This window comes from Streptomyces sp. NBC_01591 (assembly GCF_035918155.1).
Taxonomy (GTDB): domain Bacteria; phylum Actinomycetota; class Actinomycetes; order Streptomycetales; family Streptomycetaceae; genus Streptomyces.
The window spans coordinates 2,996,973-3,014,909 of the sequence record NZ_CP109327.1; the positions used below are offsets into that span (position 1 = coordinate 2,996,973).

Annotated in this window: 18 protein-coding genes and 1 tRNA gene; 3 read left to right on the plus strand and 16 right to left on the minus strand. The window is 69.7% G+C overall.

Going from position 1 to position 17,937, the window contains the following annotated elements; translation table 11 throughout:
* Positions 1-39 precede the first annotated feature (39 nt).
* The 7 genes from OG978_RS14000 to OG978_RS14030 all read right to left on the minus strand — a co-directional run bounded on the left by OG978_RS14000 (position 40) and on the right by OG978_RS14030 (position 4,289).
* Positions 40-112 (minus strand) — tRNA-Ala (locus OG978_RS14000).
* A 128-nt stretch (positions 113-240) separates the two neighbouring features.
* Positions 241-894 carry a histidine phosphatase family protein gene (locus OG978_RS14005; protein WP_326770027.1) on the minus strand — a complete coding sequence of 218 codons (654 nt, stop codon included), beginning with the start codon at positions 892-894 and terminating at the stop codon, positions 241-243.
* The gene (gene rsfS / locus OG978_RS14010; protein WP_124717755.1) at positions 891-1,322 is read right to left on the minus strand and encodes a ribosome silencing factor; all 432 of its coding nucleotides are present in this window, start codon (positions 1,320-1,322) and stop codon (positions 891-893) included. The genes OG978_RS14005 and rsfS overlap by 4 nt, the downstream gene beginning before the upstream one ends.
* 114 nt (positions 1,323-1,436) lie before the next feature.
* Complete coding sequence (locus OG978_RS14015; protein ID WP_326765548.1) at positions 1,437-3,212, minus strand: LCP family protein; 1,776 nt, start codon at positions 3,210-3,212, stop codon at positions 1,437-1,439.
* Between the two features lie 19 nt (positions 3,213-3,231).
* Positions 3,232-3,849, minus strand: a complete 618-nt coding sequence (gene nadD, locus OG978_RS14020) for a nicotinate-nucleotide adenylyltransferase (protein ID WP_124717753.1) — start codon at positions 3,847-3,849, stop codon at positions 3,232-3,234.
* 38 nt (positions 3,850-3,887) lie between these two features.
* Entirely contained in the window at positions 3,888-4,052 is a 165-nt protein-coding gene (locus OG978_RS14025) for a hypothetical protein (RefSeq protein ID WP_326765549.1), read from the minus strand.
* 84 nt (positions 4,053-4,136) lie between these two features.
* A complete protein-coding gene (locus OG978_RS14030; protein ID WP_326765550.1) occupies positions 4,137-4,289 on the minus strand; it encodes a hypothetical protein in 153 nt (50 codons plus the stop codon).
* Positions 4,290-4,399: 110 nt separating this feature from the next.
* Here OG978_RS14030 and OG978_RS14035 point away from each other — a divergent pair, with 110 nt between their 5' ends.
* Positions 4,400-5,545 carry a M48 family metallopeptidase gene (locus OG978_RS14035; RefSeq protein ID WP_326765551.1) on the plus strand — a complete coding sequence of 382 codons (1,146 nt, stop codon included), beginning with the start codon at positions 4,400-4,402 and terminating at the stop codon, positions 5,543-5,545.
* On the opposite strand, the gene OG978_RS14040 is transcribed toward OG978_RS14035, so the two are convergent.
* From OG978_RS14040 to proB, 5 genes are all read right to left on the minus strand, one after another.
* Positions 5,457-6,599 (minus strand): SCO2583 family membrane protein, encoded by a 1,143-nt coding sequence (locus OG978_RS14040; RefSeq protein WP_326765552.1) that lies wholly within the window; start codon positions 6,597-6,599, stop codon positions 5,457-5,459. The genes OG978_RS14035 and OG978_RS14040 overlap by 89 nt on opposite strands.
* Before the next feature lie 402 nt (positions 6,600-7,001).
* Entirely contained in the window at positions 7,002-7,601 is a 600-nt protein-coding gene (locus OG978_RS14045; protein ID WP_326765553.1) for an SCO2584 family spore wall biosynthesis protein, read from the minus strand.
* Positions 7,602-7,668: 67 nt separating this feature from the next.
* On the minus strand, positions 7,669-8,952 hold the full coding sequence (locus OG978_RS14050) for a glutamate-5-semialdehyde dehydrogenase (RefSeq protein WP_326765554.1): 1,284 nt from the start codon (positions 8,950-8,952) through the stop codon (positions 7,669-7,671).
* A gap of 131 nt (positions 8,953-9,083) precedes the next feature.
* Entirely contained in the window at positions 9,084-9,584 is a 501-nt protein-coding gene (locus OG978_RS14055) for a hypothetical protein (RefSeq protein ID WP_326765555.1), read from the minus strand.
* Positions 9,585-9,727: 143 nt separating this feature from the next.
* Positions 9,728-10,813, minus strand: a complete 1,086-nt coding sequence (gene proB, locus OG978_RS14060) for a glutamate 5-kinase (RefSeq protein ID WP_326770028.1) — start codon at positions 10,811-10,813, stop codon at positions 9,728-9,730.
* Between the two features lie 310 nt (positions 10,814-11,123).
* Between proB and OG978_RS14065 the strand changes: the two genes are divergently transcribed.
* Complete coding sequence (locus tag OG978_RS14065) at positions 11,124-13,163, plus strand: glycosyltransferase family 2 protein (protein ID WP_326765556.1); 2,040 nt, start codon at positions 11,124-11,126, stop codon at positions 13,161-13,163.
* Between the two features lie 86 nt (positions 13,164-13,249).
* The gene (rfbC, locus tag OG978_RS14070) at positions 13,250-13,849 is read left to right on the plus strand and encodes a dTDP-4-dehydrorhamnose 3,5-epimerase (protein WP_326765557.1); all 600 of its coding nucleotides are present in this window, start codon (positions 13,250-13,252) and stop codon (positions 13,847-13,849) included.
* A 79-nt stretch (positions 13,850-13,928) separates the two neighbouring features.
* On the opposite strand, the gene OG978_RS14075 is transcribed toward rfbC, so the two are convergent.
* The 4 genes from OG978_RS14075 to OG978_RS14090 form a co-directional block, all read right to left on the minus strand.
* A complete protein-coding gene (locus OG978_RS14075) occupies positions 13,929-14,723 on the minus strand; it encodes a class I SAM-dependent methyltransferase (protein ID WP_326765558.1) in 795 nt (264 codons plus the stop codon).
* Positions 14,724-14,880: 157 nt separating this feature from the next.
* Positions 14,881-15,765, minus strand: a complete 885-nt coding sequence (gene rfbD / locus OG978_RS14080; RefSeq protein WP_326765559.1) for a dTDP-4-dehydrorhamnose reductase — start codon at positions 15,763-15,765, stop codon at positions 14,881-14,883.
* Positions 15,762-16,748 carry a dTDP-glucose 4,6-dehydratase gene (gene rfbB, locus OG978_RS14085; RefSeq protein WP_124717742.1) on the minus strand — a complete coding sequence of 329 codons (987 nt, stop codon included), beginning with the start codon at positions 16,746-16,748 and terminating at the stop codon, positions 15,762-15,764. Before rfbB ends, rfbD begins: the two co-directional genes overlap by 4 nt.
* Complete coding sequence (locus tag OG978_RS14090) at positions 16,745-17,815, minus strand: glucose-1-phosphate thymidylyltransferase (protein WP_326770029.1); 1,071 nt, start codon at positions 17,813-17,815, stop codon at positions 16,745-16,747. The genes rfbB and OG978_RS14090 overlap by 4 nt, the downstream gene beginning before the upstream one ends.
* Between the last annotated feature and the right edge of the window lie 122 nt (positions 17,816-17,937).

Here is a 17,937-nt window from a genome sequence, read left to right on the forward strand (position 1 = left end):
CAAAGATCCCGCCCCCTGCCGGGGACGGGATCTTGATTGTGGAGCTAAGGAGAATTGAACTCCTGACCTCCTGCATGCCATGCAGGCGCTCTACCAACTGAGCTATAGCCCCGCTGTTCACTGTGTTTCTCTGCGTTTCCGCGCTGCGAACAAGAAGAACTTTAGCCTGTGACCTGCCAGAAAGTGAAATCCGGCCGAGAGGCCCTGGGGCCCGTCCGGCCGGGATCCGCAGGACATGCCCTACGTGTCGTCGCCGAGCACCGGCTCGGGCAGCGTGCCGGCGTTGTGCTCCAGCAGGCGCCAACCGCGCGCGCCCTCGCCCAGCACCGACCAGCAGCAGTTGGAGAGCCCGCCGAGCCCTTCCCAGTGGTGCGCCTCCAGGCCCAGCAGCCGGCCGATGGTGGTGCGGATGGTGCCGCCGTGGCTGACCACGACGAGCGTGCCGCTCTCGGGCAGCTTGTCGGCGTGTCCGAGGACGACCGGGGCGGCCCGGTCGGCGACCTCGGTCTCCAGCTCACCGCCGCCGCGGCGCACAGGCTCGCCGCGCTTCCACGCGGCGTACTGCTCGCCGTACTGCCCGACGATCTCCTCGTGGGTGAGACCCTGCCAGGCGCCCGCGTAGGTCTCGCGCAGTCCCGCGTCGTGCGCGACTTCGAGGCCGGTGATCGCGGCGAGCTCGGCGGCGGTGGCCGCCGCCCGCTGCAGATCGGAGGCGACGATCGCATCCGGCTTCAGCGAGGCCAGCAGCCGGGCGGCCCGCTGGGCCTGCCCGACTCCGGCCTCGGTGAGAGCGATGTCCGTGGATCCCTGGAACCTGCGCTCCAGATTCCATGCCGTCTGGCCGTGGCGCCAGAGGACGATCCTGCGGCCCCTGCCGCCTCCGCCGCCGTTCAGCTCTGCTCACCTTCCGTGCTGCCGGTGAGCCGGGCGTGCTCCTCGGCCTTACCGCGGGTCTTGACGGCGTCCTCGGGAAGCGCGATCTCGGGGCAGTCCTTCCAGAGGCGCTCCAGCGCGTAGAAGACACGCTCCTCGCTGTGCTGGACGTGGATGACGATGTCGACGTAGTCGAGGAGGATCCAGCGCGCGTCGCGGTCGCCCTCGCGGCGTACCGGCTTGGCGCCGAGCTCCTTCTGGAGCCGCTCCTCGATCTCGTCGACGATCGACTTGACCTGGCGGTCGTTGGGGGCCGAGGCCAGCAGGAAGGCGTCCGTGATCGACAGCACGTCGCTGACGTCGTACGCAATGATGTCGTGCGCGAGCCGGTCGGCGGCCGCCTGAGCGGCGGCGTTGATGAGCTCGATGGAGCGGTCCGTGGCGGTCACAAGCAGGCTTTCGTCGGCGGTCAGGTCGACCTCTAGGGTCTCACGGACCGCCGACAGCCCACGCAGTGAATGTTCGAAGATCGAATCGACATCATCCGGGCGGTCGGATGCGGGTCATTCGATCTTGTAGTTCTGGCCGAGCACGACGGACACATCCGCGTTCGCGGCGGGCTTGCCCTGCTTCACCGCGTCCTCCGGCAGACCCAGGGTCTTGGCGACCCCCGTCGCCTTCTGCTTGTCCGCCGCGGTCTTGTAGACGACCTCGGACAGTGCCGTGGTCTCGGCCGTTCCACCGCCGACGAAGACGTAGCCGCCGTTGACCAGCTTGATCTGCGCGGACCCCGTGCCGTCCTTGTTCCCGGTGGCGTTCTTGACGCCGACCCGCACCGTCGCGTCCGCGGCCGGAGCCTTGACCGTGCCGCCCAGGATGTCCTTGACGACGCTCTCGGTGGCCGCGTCGGTGAGTGCCCCGTCGGCCTGCACCGGCAGCAGCGCCGTCTTGTGGTCGCCGACCTTGGCGTGTTGGGCGAGCTTCGCCAGGGAGGCTCCCAGGTCCTTCTCGGGAAGCGACGGGTCGAGGATCTGCGCCAGCGTCTGCACGGTGACCGTGGCGGCCTTCGGGTCGTCCGAGATCTTCCGCAGAACGCTCCGCATGACCTCCCCGAACCGCATGAGCTGCTTCGTCTCGGCCTCGCCCGGTCCCCGGTAGGTGGCGTAGGCGACGGCCATCTGGCCGCTCAGGGTCTGCGCCTCGCCCTTCTTCACCAGGGGGGAAGCGTTTTTCTTCGCATCCGGCACCTCGGTGTCGGTGTCGACCTCGATGTTGCCGACCAGGTCGACAAGGGTCTCCAGGTACGGGGTGTCGAGCCGCCACGTGCCACTGATGTCGGTGCCGAGCAGCGTGCCGATGGAGTCGCGGGTGCCGGCGGCGCCGTCGTCCTCGACGGACTTGCCGAGGGTGGTAGTGGTGCCGTCGTCATCGGCGACCGCGAGCGAGTTGGGAAGCAGGACCGTGGTGCCCTGTTTGGTCGTCACATTGTCGACGAGCAGCGCCGTGGAGGTGCCGCCCTTCTTGGTGTTGTGCAGATGGACCACGATGACGTCCCGCTTCTGCGGGCCCGTCGACGCCGTGTTGTCCTTCTCCGAGCCGGACAGGCCCGGAATCATTCCGGCGGACCAGAGGTAGCCGACACCGCCGACCACGATCAGGGCCACCACGACTATGAGCGCGACCATGCGGTTGCGGCCGCGGCGCCGGGCCTCCTCGCGCCGCTCACTGCGGCTCTCGGTGAACTTCAACCAGTCGATGACGTCTTCGGAGTCCTCGTCGGGCTCCTCGATGAAGGAGAACTGCTCGGTGCGGTAGTCGCGGTCGGCGCGGCGCTGCCCGGGGACGGCCACGTCCGGCTCCGCGCCGGCGCCAGGCTCGGGCCCGGGTTCCGGCGGGGTCGGAGCAGGTGCGGGCGGGGACGGCTGCGCGGGTGCCTGCTGCGGGATGTTCCACTGCTGGGTGGTGTCGACCGCGGCGGGCTGCCCGCCGGTGTCGTAGCCATAGCCGTCGTAGCCGCCATACGCCTGCTGTTGGGGCTGCTGGGGCTGGGCGTACGGGTCGTACGCCTGCTGCTGGACGTGCTGCGGCGGATGCGGCTGCTGGGGCTGCGGCTGGGCGTACGGGTCATAGCCGTACCCCTGGTCGGCCTGCTGCGGCTGCTGGGTCTGCTGCGGCTGTTGGGGCTGTTGGGGCTGTTGGGGCTGTTGGGGCGCATACGGGTCGTACGCCTGATGCTGGACGTGCTGCGGCTGCTGGTACACCGGCTGCCCGTACTCGTCGTAGCCGATGATCTGCGGCTGCTGGTAGTACGGGTCGTACGGATTCTGTCGGTCGTTCACCGGTGCCCCTCTGCGTCGCTCATTCGCCGCGGTACAGCTGGCGTTTGTCGATGTAGCGGACCACGCCGTCCGGCACCAAGTACCAGACCGGATCCCCCTGCGCGACCCTCTCACGGCAGTCCGTGGACGAGATCGCGAGCGCGGGAACCTCCACGAGGGAGACCCCACCCTCCGGCAGCCCGGCGTCCGTGAGCACATGCCCCGGCCGCGTCACACCGATGAAGTGGGAGAGCGAGAACAGTTCGTCGGCGTCCCGCCAGGTGAGGATCTGGGAGAGAGCGTCGGCACCGGTGATGAAGAAGAGGTCCGCGTCGCCGTGGATCGCGCGCAGGTCCCGCAGAGTATCGATGGTGTACGTGGGCCCGCTGCGGTCGATGTCGCTCCGGCTGACCGAGAACTGCGGGTTGGAAGCTGTCGCGATGACCGTCATCAGATAACGGTCCTCGGCCGGGGAGACGTGCTTGTGGCTCTTCTGCCACGGCTGCCCGGTCGGAACGAAGATCACCTCGTCGAGGTGGAACTGGGCGGCCACTTCGCTGGCCGCCACCAGGTGTCCATGATGAATCGGGTCAAACGTCCCGCCCATCACGCCGAGTCGGCGCTTTCCGCGGCCGGTAGGCACTTCCTGCTCTCCCATGCGTGCAGAGCCTACTGGCACAGCTGTACGCCTTCGCCTCAGCGGTCGCGGTTGAAGCGAGTGGTGATCCACAGCAGGAGCATCAGCGCGACGAACGCACCGCCCCCGGTGAGATACGGGCTGAGGCTTTCGTGGTTGCCACCGTGCTCGCCGCCCTCAGAGGCGAGAGTGACCAGCTGGTGCGCGGTGCTCGTGAGGCTCATCTTCGGCAGGACCTATCGATCGGGAGTCGGAAGGAAGACGTCGCGCACATCGTATGCGTGCGCCCCGGGCACGCTCACGCCGACTCAGTCGTTGTTGTCGTCGTTGCGGTATCCGCGGAGCAGGAACCAGCCGAGCAGCACGGCTCCGACGAGCGAGGCGAGCAGCACGATACGGAGCGTGTTGCCTGGCCCCTGATCCCCGGACGCGGCGGCGAGCAGAGCAACGGTGTGCGGCATGTCGGGCGTCTCCTCAGTTATCCACAGCCCCCCGCACACCGTAGCCCCAGCACCTACGCTGGGATTTATCAGGGGGCGAGTGACATCTCGTACGAACAGGGGGCCCATTCATGACCGAACGCAGCAACGAGAGCCACGAGAAGGTGCCGAGCAGGCAGCGCAGGCGTTTCGCAGGGATCTCGTCCCGGGCCTACGAGCACCCGGCGGACCGCTCGGCCCTGGTGGCCCTGCGCAAGCTGAGCGGTTTCGACACCGTGTTCAAGACACTGAGCGGCCTGCTGCCCGAGCGCAGTCTCCGACTGCTCTTCCTCTCCGACTCCGTCCGGGTGAGCGACGCGCAGTTCGCCCATCTCAACGACATGCTTCGGGACGCCTGTTACATCCTGGACCTGGAGAAGGTCCCGCCGATGTACGTCAACCAGGACCCGCAGCCCAACGCCATGTGCATCGGCCTCGACGAGCCGATCATCGTGGTGACGACGGGGCTGGTGGAGCTGCTCGACGAGGAGGAGATGCGGGCCGTCATCGGCCACGAGGTGGGACACGCGCTCTCCGGCCATGCCGTGTACCGCACGATCCTGTTGTTCCTCACCAATATCGCGCTGAAGGTCGCCTGGATCCCGCTCGGCAACGTCGCGATCATGGCGATCGTGACGGCGCTGCGCGAGTGGTTCCGCAAGTCCGAGCTGTCCGCCGACCGGGCCGGGCTGCTCGTCGGCCAGGATCTGCAGGCGTCGATGCGCGGTCTGATGAAGATCGCGGGCGGCAATCATCTGCACGAGATGAACGTGGACGCCTTCCTCGCCCAGGCCGACGAGTACGAGAAGGGCGGCGATCTGCGCGACTCGGTACTCAAGATCCTCAACCTGCTGCCCCGCTCGCACCCGTTCACCACGGTGCGCGCGGCCGAGCTGAAGAAGTGGTCCGAGACCCGCGACTACCAGCGGATCATGGACGGCCACTACCCGCGGCGCGACGAGGACAAGGACACCTCGGTGACCGACTCCTTCCGGGAGTCCGCGTCCCACTACGCGGACACGGTGCGCACCAGCAAGGATCCGCTGATGAAGCTGGTCGGCGACATAGCCGGGGGCGCCGGGGATCTGGGCGGCAAGCTCCGCGACAAGTTCACCGGCCAGGGCGGGAGCTCGGCCGGCAAGGGTGGCGCTACGGACGGCTCCGCGGACTCTGCGCGGCCGGAGGGGCCGGGGAACCCTGATGGACCGGGGACTGGGAAGGGGCCTGCGGGGAGCTGATCGTCAGGGTTCCGCAGAGCGCCGCCGTGGGCCGGCCCGTCGTGTACGGGTCCGTGCCCGCGGGGCCGCGGGAGACAGCGCGCTGCCCGGCGAGCAGCGGATGCAGCGCACCGGTGGTGTCCGCCGGGCACGCCTGCGGTCCGGCCTGGACGTAGCTGGTGCGCAGCTCCAGCCGGTGCAGCCGCAGGTCCTCCCGGTCGAAGCGGAAGTGCAGCTCGCGCCGTACGGTGAAGAGCGAGGCGCCGCCCGCCTGTTGGGGCCCTGCGGCGGCGGGGCGGAGCGTGTAGGTGAAGGTGTGGTCCGACACCACCTCCAGCGTGTCGGACCCCTCCTCGGTGTAGCTCAGAGTGCCCCGGACCCGGATGTCTGGACCGGCCAGCGCCACCTTCGCCGGGTCGAACCGCACCAGCCACCCGATGGCGGCATGCTGCCCGTCGTCCTGCGGCCGGTTCATGCTGCGCTCGAACTGGGCCGTCTGATCCGGATCGAGCAGCAGTTCCACCGGGCGCGCCACGGCGCCGGTGAGAACGTCGGGGTCGAGAGAGGAGGCCACCAGATAGTCCTTGACCGTGGTCAGGGCGGTCGCCACCTGGCTGTCCGAGAAGTTGTCCGTCCGTCTGATCACCGGAAGATTGATGCCTGCGGAACCTGTTTCGAAGTGTGCGGCGGGGCTCTCGGCGAGGAGTGCGGCAGCGGTTCCGCCCGGTACGGCGCCCTGGGGCGCCAGGGGTACGACGGTCGACCTCAGCGGCTCGGCCCGTCTGCCGACGGGCGCCTCGTAGGGGTGGCGAAGGCCCATGTACACAGCCATTCCGAAGGCCAGGGCGATCACGAGGACCAGGGCGATGGCGGCTCTGGATCCGGTGCGCAGACGCCGGGCCGGCAGGCTGCGTACGGCGGGGGCGTGGTCCCCCATCCGCTCCTGGGCGGAGAATTCCTGCAGCCGGGCAGCGCGCACGAACGACTCGTCGAAGACGAGTGACCGGTACTCGTCCTCACCGCCGCCCGCCGGACTCCCGGGCGGCCCTTCTGGTGGTTCTCCGCGGTCTGCCATGACTTCTCCCGACTCCACGTCACCGACCGGGGCCGAAACGCTTCGCTCTGCTTCGGCCGAATGGCTTCGGACAGGGCCTGCCCGTCATGAGTTCGTATGACGTCGCACGAGTGCGCATGCACGGACGAGTGAGAAGCCCCCTCGGAGAGAGGGGTCACACTTTCAGGGTAGGTCGAATACGACCGGGATAAACGCCCAGCCGCGACAGAACCACGGGAGAAACCACCGGGAGTACCGCCGGAGCCCGCGGGCACGCCTTCAGGGCGTGCGCGGAACGCGGAGAGAGCAGGGCCTATACGGGTACAGGCAGGCACGCACGGCCACACGCGGGCGCGCACGGCCAGCCATCCGGAACCCGGCCTGCCGGCGCCCCGCCGTCCCGGGCAGCCGGCGGCCGGCCCCTCAGCCGGTGCGGGGGATCGCCGACACCGTGGGGCGCGGATAGCCCGTGGAGGCCGATGGGGTGGCACCAGGGGCGGAGCCGGGAGCGCTGTCCACGCCGGTCGTGGCGGGTGGCGGGGCGGGGTCCTGGCGGCTGCCCGATGTATTGCGGTAGACGGCGCTGAAGGCCAGCGCGACCATTCCGATGCCCATCAGCACGGCAAGCAGCCAGGCCACCGGCCGGTGCCAGCGCGCCGCACCCCGATACGGGCGCAGGGCGCCGCCGTGGCGCCCGTAGGGGCCGCTGCCGTAGCCGTCACCATCGGGGTCCAGCGGGTCGTCGTAGGCGCCCTCGCGGCCGTACGCGCCGGGGCCGTACCCCTCGTTGTAGAGGTCGTCGTCCATGGGGCCGCCGCCCGCCCGCGCCCGGGAGGCCTCGGCCTCGGCGCGCGACTGGGCGGCTGCCAGCAGACGCTCGACGGCGGTCGGCTCATGGATCTCGGCGGCCCGTACGAAGTCCTCGTCGAACACCACGGAGGCGAAGTCCTCGTCCGCGCCCCCGCGGTCGTCGTCGGGCTCCCAGCCGTCCGGGAACGGCCTGCCCCCCACGTCGTCCGGCACGGCTCCAGACTAGCCCCGCCCGATCGTTCTGGGCAGGGAGCCCGCAACATTCACCGACCCCTGAAGGTCACCGCACGTGGCCGTCGCCCGTGACGATGTACTTCGTCGAGGTGAGCTCCGGCAGGCCCATCGGTCCCCTGGCGTGCAGCTTCTGCGTGGAGATGCCGATCTCGGCGCCGAAGCCGAACTGGCCGCCGTCGGTGAAGCGGGTGGAGGCGTTCACGGCCACCGTCGTGGAGTCCACCAGCTGGGTGAAGCGGCGGGCCGCGGCCTGGGAGGTGGTCACGATCGCCTCGGTGTGGCCGGAGGACCAGAGCCGGATGTGCGCGACGGCCGCGTCCAGCGACTCCACGACGGCCGCGGCGATGTCGTAGGAGAGGTACTCGGTCTCCCAGTCCTCCGGCGTCGCCTCGACCACGGTGGCCTTGGACCCCTCGGCGTATTCGAGAACCCGCTCGTCACCGTGGACGGTCACGCCCGCGTCGGCCAGCGCGTCCAGGGCGCGCGGCAGGAACCGGGCGGCGACGTCCTTGTGGACCAGGAGCGTCTCGGCGGCGTTGCAGACGCTCGGGCGCTGCGCCTTGGAGTTGATCAGGATGTCCACGGCCATGTCGAGGTCGGTCTCCGCGTCCACGTACACATGGCAGTTGCCGGTGCCGGTCTCGATGACCGGCACGGTGGATTCCTCGACCACCGTACGGATCAGCGAGGCGCCGCCGCGCGGGATGAGGACGTCGACCAGGCCGCGGGCCCGCATCAGTTCCCGTACCGAGTCGCGGTTCTCGCCCGGGACCAGCTGCACCGCGTCGGCCGGGAGTCCGGAGCCGCCGACAGCGTCGCGCAGCACCCGTACGAGCGCGACGTTGGAGGAGTACGCGGAGGACGAGCCGCGCAGCAGGACGGCGTTGCCGGACTTCAGGCAGAGGGCCGCGGCGTCGACCGTCACATTGGGCCGGGCCTCGTAGATGATCCCGACCACGCCGAGCGGCACCCGGACCTGTCGCAGGTCGATGCCGTTGGGCAGGGTCGAGCCGCGGACGACCTCGCCGACCGGGTCGGGCAGCGCGGCCACGTCCCGCACATCGGCGGCGATGGCGCGGATCCGCTCCGGGGTGAGGGTGAGCCGGTCGATGATCGACTCGCTGGTCCCGGCCTCGCGGGCGCGGGCGACGTCCTCGGCGTTGGCCGTGACGATCTCGCCCGTTCGCACCTCCAGCGCATCCGCGATGGCCAGCAGCGCGTCGTCCTTCGCCGCGCGCGGCAGCGGCGCGATGTCGGCGGCGGCGGAGCGTGCCCGGTAGGCGGCCTGGGCGACCGGGGACATGTTGTCGTACGGCGAGAGCGTGGTCATGCCCGCAGGGTAGTGCGCACACTGCGGGCATCCCTCACTTATCCCGTGATGCGAGACGGCTCCCGAGACCCGGGACGACCGCCCCGGGACGGTGCCCCGCGCTGGGGGCACCGTCCCGGGGGCCGCCGCGCTCAGTACGGGTGCACTCCGATCGGGGCGGCCGGGGGCGGCCCGTATCCCTCGGCGACGCGCTGGTGGTACGTCTCGCGGTCGATGACCTCCAGGCCGACGATCTCCCAGGGCGGAAGCCTGGCCGTGGAGCGGTGTTCGCCCCACAGCCGCAGCGCGACGGCCGCCGCGTCGTGCAGGTCGCGGGCCTCCTCCCAGTAGCGGATCTCCGCATGGTCGTTGGCGTAGCGGCTGGTCAGCAGGAAGGGATGGTCGTGCGCGAGCTGCTCGAGTCCGCGTCTGACCTCCTTCAGGGGAATGGCGGCTCCCGAGACGCTGAGCGTGATGTGCCACAGCCTCGACGGGGTGCGTTCCTCCTTCACCACCGTCTGCTCGGGCCCGGTGGTCCGGTCATCCCCTCGCTCCATGGTCCGGCTCCCGTCGAAGCCGGCACCTGCTCCGACGCTGGTCAGGGCCCTGCCACCCGTTCCTCGGGGCGGCGCCCCCGGGCGCGCTCGTCTCACCGGCGGCCTCCTGTGAATGCGTTTACTGTGCTGTACCCCGCTGTTTCCCCGTTACAGAGTTGACCAGTCCGCGGCCGGGGATGGGGCTGTTTTCGTGAAGGTCTCTGCCCGAAGGCTGGACTTTCAGCCGTTTCAGGGGTCTGTCAGGAGTGCAGTACGACCAGATCGTCCCTGTGTACGACCTCGCGCTCGTAGGCCGGACCGAGCTCCCGCGCCAGGTCGCGGGTGGAGCGGCCGAGCAGCTGCGGGATCTCCTTGGCGTCGAAGTTGACGAGTCCGCGGGCCACGGGCCGGCCTTCGAGGTCGCGCAGTTCCACCGGGTCACCGGCGGTGAACTCGCCCTCGACCGAGGCGATTCCGGCGGGCAGCAGCGAGCTGTGGCGTTCGACGACCGCCCGCACGGCCCCGTCGTCGAGGGTCAGTGAGCCCTGCGGGGTGGAGGCGTGGGCGAGCCAGAGCAGCCGGTCCGCCGAGCGGCGTCCGGTGCGGTGGAAGTACGTGCCGGTGTCGCGTCCGGCCAGGGCGTCGGCGGCCCGGCTCGCCGAGGTGAGGACGACGGGGACTCCGGCCGCCGTGGCGATCCGGGCGGCCTCGACCTTGGTGACCATGCCACCGGTGCCGACGCCCGCCTTCCCGGCACTGCCGATGGTGACGCCCGCGAGGTCCTCGGGGCCGGCCACTTCGGCGATCCGCGAGGTGCCCGGGATGCCGGGGTCGCCGTCGTAGAGGCCGTCCACGTCCGAGAGGAGGACCAGCAGATCCGCGCGGACGAGATGGGCGACGAGTGCGGCGAGCCGGTCGTTGTCGCCGAACCGGATCTCGTCGGTGGCGACGGTGTCGTTCTCGTTGACGATCGGGAGCGCGCCCATGTCCAGGAGCTGGTCGAGGGTGCGGTAGGCGTTGCGGTAGTGGGCGCGGCGGCTGGTGTCGTTGCTGGTGAGCAGCACCTGGCCGACGCGTACGCCGTACCGGGCGAAGGAGGCGGTGTAGCGGGCGACGAGCAGTCCCTGGCCGACGCTGGCGGCGGCCTGCTGTCTGGCCAGGTCCTTGGGCCGGCGCACCAGTCCGAGCGGGGCGAGCCCGGCCGCGATGGCGCCGCTGGAGACGAGCACGATCTCGCGCTCCCCGCCGCTTCTCACCTTGGTCAGTACGTCGACGAGCGCGTCGACGCGGTCCGCGTCGAGTCCGCCCGCCGCGGTGGTGAGGGATGAGGAACCGACCTTGACCACAATCCTGCGGGCCTCTGTGACGCCCTGCCTTGCCCCTGACACGTCTATCCCCAATGATTCGGCCTCGCCCAGCCCCCGCAATCTACGCGAGCGGCGATACCGACGCCCGCGCGTTCCGCCCTCTGGACCCGCGCCCGCGCGCTGTCGGCAGAATCACGCTGTGCCGGCGGAGGCAACCATCGAGGCATCTCGATCATCTAACAGCCGATAGGGTGCACGGCGGGTGACTTCTTATGCCCATTTTCAGCAGTGCAGGCCCCCGCATCCGCCGCCGGCCAGAGGGACTTCCAACAGACATGGGACAGCAGCAATGCCAGTCAAAGTAAGTGTCGTCATTCCTGTATACAACCCGGGCAAGTACATCGACCCCTGCATCGACTCGCTGCTGCGACAGACCCTCCCCGCAGGGGAGTTCGAAGTTCTCTTCGTCAACGATGGCTCGACGGACGACACTCGTGAACGGCTCGAAAAGCTGGCCGGGGAGCACTCGCATTTCCGTGTCATCACCATCCCGAATTCCGGCTGGCCCGGAAAGCCGCGCAACATCGGTGTGGACGAGGCGAAGGGCGAGTACGTCCAGTTCGTCGACCAGGACGACTACCTCGCGTCCGGCGCCCTGCAGCGGCTGTACGACATGGGCCACCGCAACGGTTCGGACATCGTCATCGGCAAGGTGGCGAGCAACTTCCGCGGTGTCCCGCACGGCGTGTTCAAGAAGAACCGCGAGAAGTGCACCCTGCACGACGCACCCCTGTACGACAGCCTCACGCCGCACAAGATGTTCCGTACGGAGTTCCTCCGCGAGAACGGCATCGCCTACCCCGAGGGCAAGCGCCGGCTCGAGGACCAGCTCTACATGATGCAGGCGTACTTCCCCGCCAAGGTCGTCTCGATCCTCGGCAACTACACCTGCTACTACTACTCCCGGCGGGACGACGGCCAGAACGCCGGATCCGCGAAGATCATCCCGTCCGGCTACTACGGCAACCTCCGTGAGGTCCTCGACGTGGTCGTGGACAACACCGAGCCCGGCGAATTCCGGGACATGCTGCTGCGCCGCTTCTACCGCGTGGAGATGCTCGGCCGGCTCAGCGAGCCCGCCGTCCTCAAGTACGACCCCGAGTACCTGGACGAGATGTGCGACGCCGTCCAGGGCCTGGCCACGGACTTCATGGACGACGGGGTGCACGACGGGCTCGGCCCGGTGCTCCGGCTGCGCTCCACGCTGCTGCGCAACAACGACCGCCAGGGCCTCGTCCGGATCTCCCGCTTCGCCGCGTCGGTCAAGGCGGCGGCCCGCCTGGAGGACTTCGCCTGGCGGCCGGACGGCAGGATCGACCTCACCATCAGCGGCCGCCTCGTCCACGGCGAGGACCAGGCCCCGCTGACGCTGCTGCGCCGCGACGGGCGCTACTTCCTGCACCCCGACATCACCGAGGGTCTGCTGCCGGACGGCGAGCTCCTGGACGTCACGGACGACATGTCCGGATTCTCCGCCGAGCTGTCGCTGCGCAACCGTGAGACCGCCGTCGAGTGGTCCTGCCCCGCGAGCTTCACCGCCCGGGTCGAGGAGCTCGGCGACGACGTCTGCGAGGTCGTCCTGCACGGCAGCGGCCAGATCGGCTCGGAGGCGGTCAAGGGCCGCGGCCGGGTGTCGCGCGGCTTCTGGGACGTCTGGGTGCCGCTGCGCGGTCTCGGCCTGGTCCGCAAGGCCCGGCTCGGCGCCGACCGCGCCCCGGAGGTGGACGCCGCCTGCCTGCCCGCCTCGCTGGGTTCGCCGGCCCGTGCCGTCATCCCGTACTTCACCGACCCGCACGGCAACATCACCCTCGATGTCGCCCGCCGCGGCAAGAAGCTGGCCGACTACCTCGAAGGGCGTCCGCTCCAGCGGTTCCCCGGCGGCGGCAACGAGCTCCGGCTGGATCTCTTCACCACCGACGCGACCGGTCCCTCCGCGACCACGCTGGTCCTGAGCCCGGCGGACGGGTCGGGCGGGTCCTCGCACCAGCTCCGCACCACCCTGCGGCCCACCGACGCCCGGGCCCACCTCACCGTGCCCGACCGTGCGCCGGGCATCCCGGCCGGTACGTGGAAGCTCGCGGTCCGGCTGGACGGCGACAAGAACCCCGCGTTCCACCTCTGTGACGTCACCGTCGGCAAGGGCGGCCGGATCACCCTTCCGGCGAGCCTGCCCAAGATCGACGCCGGGATCATGCTCGGCATCACCAGCAGGCGCAGGAAGGCGAAGCTGCGCCGCGCGCTGCGCGCCGTCGGCGGTCCCATCGTGCGCAGGCTGCCGGCCAAGAGCCGCAAGCGGGCGCGTCGCCTCGCCGCCCGGTTCACCGGCTGACCCGCGCCCGTACCTCCGTACGCTTCCCACCAGCACACACCGGCCGAGCGCATCGGCCACGAGCAACAGAACAAGGACGTGATCGCATGCGGCAGCTCTCCATCGCAGGGGCCTGGGTGCATGAGCCCAAGGTCTTCCCGGACAGCCGCGGCAGCTTCCACGAGTGGTTCAAGGCGTCGGAGCTCAGCGAGGCCGTCGGGCACACGCTGCAGCTGGCGCAGGCCAACTTCTCCATCTCCAGCCGGGGGACGCTGCGCGGCGTGCACTTCGCCGATGTGCCGCCGAGCCAGGCGAAGTACGTCAAGTGCGTGCGCGGCGCGGTGCTCGACGTCATCGTGGACATCCGGGTCGGCTCCCCCACGTACAAGCAGTGGGAGGCCGTCCGGCTCGACGACGTCGACCACCACTCCGTCTACCTCGCCGAGGGCCTCGGCCATGCCTTCATGGCACTGACGGACGACGCCTCGGTCGCCTATCTGTGCTCCGAGGGCTACGCGCCCGGCCGCGAGCACGGCATCAACCCGCTCGACCCCGGGCTGGGCATCGAGTGGCCGCAGGGGATCACCCCGCTGCTGTCCGACAAGGACGCCGCGGCGCCCTCGCTGGCCGAGGCCGAGGAGCAGGGTCTGCTGCCTTCGTACGAGGCGTGCCAGGCGTACTACGCGCAGCTGCGCGCCCGCGGCTGAGTCCGGGCGGATACGCGCCTACGCCGAAGCCCCCGTGGTCCGTACGGATCACGGGGGCTTCGGCATTGTCCGGGTCCGGTCAGCCCGTCACTGCCTCGATGCGCGAGCGCAGCGGCGCGAACGCCGAACGCGGGCGGCGCAGGTTGCGGGCGCGTGCCAGGGCCGGCCAGAAGTCGGCGCGGAGCAGCGCCTCGGGCCGGACGGCGTTCTTGCGCACCAGTACTTCTTCGGGCACGTCCTGCGGATCGCTTACGACGAACTCCTCGATGATCTTGTCGTACGCGTTCTTCAGGATGTCGCTCCCCGGGTTGGCGCCGAACACGACGACCACGCCGGTCGGTTCCGTGTCCACCTCGACGACCACCAGGTCGGGGCGGTAGCGGCGCAGTACCTGCGCCACCTTGTACACATCACCGGTCCAGTACTTGGTGTGCCGGTCGCGGGCCGCCTCGTCGACGTCGCGCGGCAGCATGTCGTCCAGCACGATCACGCTCGACCAGCGGGCGTGCTTCTCCACGTTCATGAAGTCGCGCAGGGCGTACTCGAAGAGGTGCATGCCGTCGATGAAGGCGAGCTCCAGTTTCGGGTCCCCGCCGAGAACGTTGAGCGCATCGCGGCGGGCGAGGGCGCGGAACGGGTTGCGGCCGTTGCGCAGGTGCAGCAGCGGGTCCTTGCGGGCGAAGAAGTCGTCGCTCGTCGCCTTGACCAGGTGGACGTCGCAGCTGATGTCCGTCACGACCCGGAAGGCAGGGTCGACGGCGACGGAAGGGACCCGTGAGAGGGCCAGGCTTCTGCCGTCGTTGACCCCGATCTCCAGATAGTTCCGGGGGCGGTAGACGCGGTGCAGATGACGCAGGAAGTCATGGCGGTTCACGTGGAGCAGCCCTTCGCAGAAAACCAACTGGTCTGGATCCCGGCGAAGTTACCTCATGACCGCACTGTGATGTAAGCGTTCTCCCCCATGTAAACCTGCGTTGCGTACATCTTTGAAATTCGACGAGATTTGACCGCTTGTGCGATCAATTAAATGATCATGGCCGCTCTGCCGCGAGAAGTGCGGGGAATGCTTCCCCCAGCGCCGCCCGCCAGTCCCGGACCGGTTCGATCCCCGCCGCGGCCCAGCGCTCGTGGCCCAGCACGCTGAACGCGGGCCGGGGGGCCGGCCGCACGAAAGCCTCGCTGGTCGTGGGACGGACCCGCTCCGGGTCGGTGCCGAGCAGCCGGAAGATCTCCCGGGTGAAGCCGAACCAGGTCGTCTCGCCGCCGCTGGTGCCGTGGTAGACACCGGCGGGAGCGGTGCCCGCGAGGGCGGCCTGCCCGAGCCGGACCAGCCGGTCGGCCAGATCGACGGTCCAGGTGGGCTGACCGCGCTGGTCGTCCACCACGTCGAGGGTGTCCTTGACGCCCTCCAGCTTGATCATCGTCCGGACGAAGTTGCCGCCGCCCGCGCCGTACAGCCAGGCGGTGCGGACCACGTAACCGGTGTCCGGCAGGGTGCTCAGCACCGCCTGCTCACCGGCCAGCTTGGTGCGGCCGTAGGCGCTGCGCGGCCCGGTCGGGTCGTCCTCGGCGTAAGGCTTCTCGCCGTCACCGGCGAAGACGTAGTCGGTGGAGACCTGGAGGAGCACGGCGCCGTGTTCGCGGCAGGCCTCGGCGAGGACCCCGGGGCCCGTGCCGTTGACCCGCAGCGCGGCGTCCTCCTGGGACTCCGCGTCGTCGACCGCGGTCCAGGCGGCGCAGTTCACCACGACGGCGGGGCAGTGCTTCTCGAAGGCCGCCCGCACCGATGCGGGGTCGGCGATGTCCACGGCCGCCCGGTCCGCGGCGACCGCGGTGACGTCCTCACCGGCGAGCCGGGCCAGGATGTCCTGGCCCAGCATCCCGGCGGCTCCGGTGACCAGCCAGACGGCGCTCACAGGGCGGCCCGGTCCTTCAGCGGCTCCCACCAGGCGCGGTTGTCGCGGTACCACTGCACGGTCTCGGCAAGGCCGGTGCGGAAGTCCTTGCGGGGCTCGTAGCCGAGCTCCTCGCGGATCTTGGTGCAGTCGACCGAGTAGCGGCGGTCGTGGCCCTTGCGGTCCTCGACGTAGGTGACGCTGGTGTCCCAGTCGGCGCCGCAGGCGTCCAGCAGCAGGCCGGTGAGCTCCTTGTTGGAGAGCTCGGTGCCGCCGCCGATGTTGTAGACCTCGCCGGCCCGGCCCTTGGTGCGGACCAGCTCGATGCCCTGGACGTGGTCGTCGATGTGCAGCCAGTCGCGGACGTTGGCGCCGTCGCCGTAGAGCGGGACCGTCTTGCCGTCCAGCAGGTTGGTGACGAAGAGCGGGATGACCTTCTCGGGGAAGTGGTGGTGCCCGTAGTTGTTGGAGCAGCGGGTCACCCGCACGTCGAGGCCGTGGGTGCGGTGGTACGAGAGCGCGATCAGGTCGCTGGACGCCTTGGCCGCGGAGTACGGCGAGTTGGGCGCGAGCGGGTGGGTCTCGGGCCAGGAGCCCTCGTCGATCGAGCCGTAGACCTCGTCGGTGGAGATGTGCACGAAGGTCTTGATGCCCGCCAGGTGCGCGGCGTGGATCAGGGTGTGGGTGCCCACGACGTTGGTACGGACGAACTCGGCGCCGCCGTCGATGGAACGGTCCACGTGGGACTCGGCGGCGAAGTGCACCACCTGGTCGTGCTCGGCCATCAGCTTGGCGACCAGCTCCGGGTCGCAGATGTCACCCTGCACGAACCGGAAACCGGGGTGGTCGCGCACCTCGTCGAGGTTGGCCGGGTTGCCCGCGTAGGTGAGCTTGTCGAGCACGGTGACGGCGATGTCGCCGGGGCCCTCGGGGCCGAGCACCGTACGGACGTAGTGCGAGCCGATGAAGCCGGCGCCGCCGGTCACCAGGATGTTCGTGGTCATGAAGAGATCTGCACCTTGCTGTGGTCGCCGAGCACGAGTCGGTGGGCGGACGGGGAACGGGGGGCGGGGGTCACTTCGACGTCACGGCCGATGAGCGACGCCTCGACGCGGCGGACACCGGCGATGGAGGCGCCCCGCAGCACGATGGAGTACTCGATCTCACTGTCCTCGATGCGGACGTCCTCCGAGACCGAGGTGAACGGGCCCACGTACGCGCCGCTGATCACCGAACGGGCGCCGATGATCACGGGCCCGACGATGCGGCTGCCGCTGACCTTGGCGCCCGGCTCGATCCGGACCCGGCCGATGATCTCGCTGTCCGCGTCGACGTCGGCACCCTCCTGGAACGGCTCGACGGCCTCCAGGACGGTCCGGTTGACCTCCAGCATGTCGGTGACGTTGCCGGTGTCCTTCCAGTAGCCGCGGATCGTGGTGGAGCGCACGTCGCGCTTCTGGTCGATCAGCCACTGGATGGCGTGCGTGATCTCCAGCTCGCCGCGCCAGGACGGCTCGATCGAGCGGACCGCCTCGTGGATGGCGGGGGTGAAGAGGTAGACGCCGACGAGCGCCAGATCGCTCTTGGGCTCCTTCGGCTTCTCCTCCAGCGCCGCCACCCGGCCGTCGGCGTCGAGCTCGGCGACACCGAAGGAGGTCGGGTTGGGCACCTGCGTCAGCAGGATCTGCGCGTCGGGCTTGTCCGCGCGGAACTCCTCCACCAGACCGGTGATCCCACCGACGATGAAGTTGTCGCCGAGGTACATGACGAAGTCGTCGTCCCCCAGGAAGTCGCGGGCGATCAGCACCGCGTGGGCGAGACCGAGCGGCTCGTCCTGCGGGATGTACGTGACCTCGATGCCGAGCGCGGAACCGTCGCCGACCGCCTCGCGGATCTCGGGCGCGGTGTCGCCCACGATGATGCCGACCTCGGTGATGCCCGCTTCCGCGATGGCTTCCAGCCCGTAGAACAGCACGGGCTTGTTCGCCACGGGCACCAGCTGCTTGGCCGAGGTGTGTGTGATGGGACGCAGGCGGGTGCCGGCCCCTCCGGATAGTACGAGAGCCTTCACGTGACGAGTCCCCATGGTGATCTGTCGGTCCTGTCGCGGGCGCGACGTCCGAACGATTTTACTGAGCTTCTGTGCGTGGTCTTCGGTGAATCCGTCCAACGGGTGCACTCGGGATCCACCCG